At 74.3% G+C, this 1745-nt stretch carries 2 protein-coding genes; both read right to left on the bottom strand.

Going from position 1 to position 1745, the window contains the following annotated elements; all coding sequences use genetic code 11:
• Positions 1-1004: NTP transferase domain-containing protein (locus HW445_RS29810; RefSeq protein ID WP_308800169.1), on the bottom strand; the 1004-nt coding region annotated here is incomplete at its 3' end.
• A 25-nt stretch (positions 1005-1029) separates the two neighbouring features.
• A partial coding sequence (locus HW445_RS29805; protein WP_180223930.1) for a dihydrolipoamide acetyltransferase family protein occupies positions 1030-1745 on the bottom strand: 716 nt, incomplete at its 5' end.

The raw sequence follows: 1745 nt of genomic DNA, 5'->3' as shown, positions 1-1745 counted from the left end.
GCCTCACCGGAGGCGCTCTCCTCGGCCCAGCGCTGGGCGAGGGCGACGGCCTTGCGGACCGCCTCGGCGACGGCCTCGGGACCGCCGCCGGCACGGCCTGCCGCGTAGCCCACCAGGAAGGTGGTCAGGGGCGCCGCGGGACGGGCGACACCGTGCGCGGCGTCACGGGCGAGATCGAGGAGCAAGGCACGGTCGACGTCCAGGTCGATGCCCAGCTCGTCCTTGGCTGCGGTGATCCATTCATCCAACACGTGCTCATGCTCCCTGATGCGTGCGCGGGCGGCTTCGATGTCTTCCCAGGTGTCGCAGTCGTAGGACGCGGCGGGGTCGGTGACGAGTGTGACCCGAAGCGCCTCGGTCACGCGCCGCAGGGGCAGCCCGGCCAGACCGCCGTTCGCCTCGGCGACCTCCGCGAGCACCTTCCGCAGCGGCTCGGCGCGGTAGGCGGCCACCAATGGCTGCCACCGGCCCTCTCCGTCGACGACCAGCACGGCATCGGGCGTCACGACGGAGGCGGACAGCCCGGCCGGGGCCGAAGGCAGACCCGGAGCCGGGGCCGGAGCCGACGACTGGGCCGAGGCCGGGGCGGAGGACTGGACCGGGGCGGAGGACTGGACCGGGGTCGAAGACGGGGCCAGGGTGGATACAAGTCGGACGACCGTCTCGGGCGTCAGGAAGGGAAGGTCGGCGGAGAGCACGACGACCCGGTCGGCGGTGGTGTGCCGGAGGCCCGCCGCCAGCGCGGCCAGCGGACCGCCACCGGGCGGCTCCTCACGCGTCCAGCGCACCGGCCGGGCGGTGGGCCGGGGCTCGGCGACCACGACCGTCCGGCCGGCCCCGGCACAGGCGGCGAGGACACGGTCGAGCAGCGCCCTTCCGCCGACCCGCACGCCTGGCTTGTCGACGCCGCCCAGCCTGCGGGCGGCCCCGCCGGCGAGCACCACGGCGTCATAGCCGTGGTGCTCGGCACCCCGCACCGCGGGGGAGCTCTCGTGGTCGGTCACCCCACGAGTATGGAGGGCGTCCCGATCACAGGGAACGGAGGAGTACCGCCGGCTGTTCGACGCAGTCGGCCACATGGCGGAGGAACCCGCCCGCGGTCCCGCCGTCGCAGACCCGGTGGTCGAAGGTGAGCGAGAGCTGCGTCACGTGACGCACCGCCAGCTCACCCCGGTACACCCATGGCTTGGGGGTTATCCGCCCCACGCCCAGCATGGCCGCCTCCGGGTGGTTGAGGATCGGGGTCGAGCCGTCGACCCCGAACACCCCGTAGTTGTTGAGGGTGAACGTCGAACCGGTGAGTTCGGCGGGCCGCAGACCTCCGCTGCGCGCGGACTCGGTGAGGCGGGCGAACTCGGCGGACAGCGACTCGGCGTTCTGCCGGTGGGCGTCGCGGACCACGGGCACCACCAGCCCCCGCTCGGTCTGCGCGGCGAAGCCGATGTGCACGTCGTCGAACCGCACGATCTCCCGCGCCCCGGTGTCGACCGTGGCGTTGAGCTCGGGGAAGCGGGCGAGGGCGGCGGCGCAGATCCTGGCCAGCAGCGCGATCAGCGAGATCTTGGGCCCGGAACCGGCGTTCATCGCCGCCCGGGCGTTCAGCAGCTCGGTGGCGTCGGCGTCCACCCAGCACGTGGCGTCCGGGATCTCGCTCCGGCTCCGGGTGAACTTGTCGGCCGCCGCGCCCAGCAGACCACGCAGCGGGATCCGCGTCGTGCCCCCGGAGACCGCGGCGGCCCGGCCGC

Origin of the sequence: Streptomyces sp. UH6, assembly GCF_013421635.1 — a bacterium.
In the GTDB taxonomy this organism is placed as follows: Bacteria; Actinomycetota; Actinomycetes; order Streptomycetales; family Streptomycetaceae; genus Streptomyces; species Streptomyces abyssomicinicus.
This window is presented reverse-complemented; position numbering and strand designations above follow the sequence as displayed.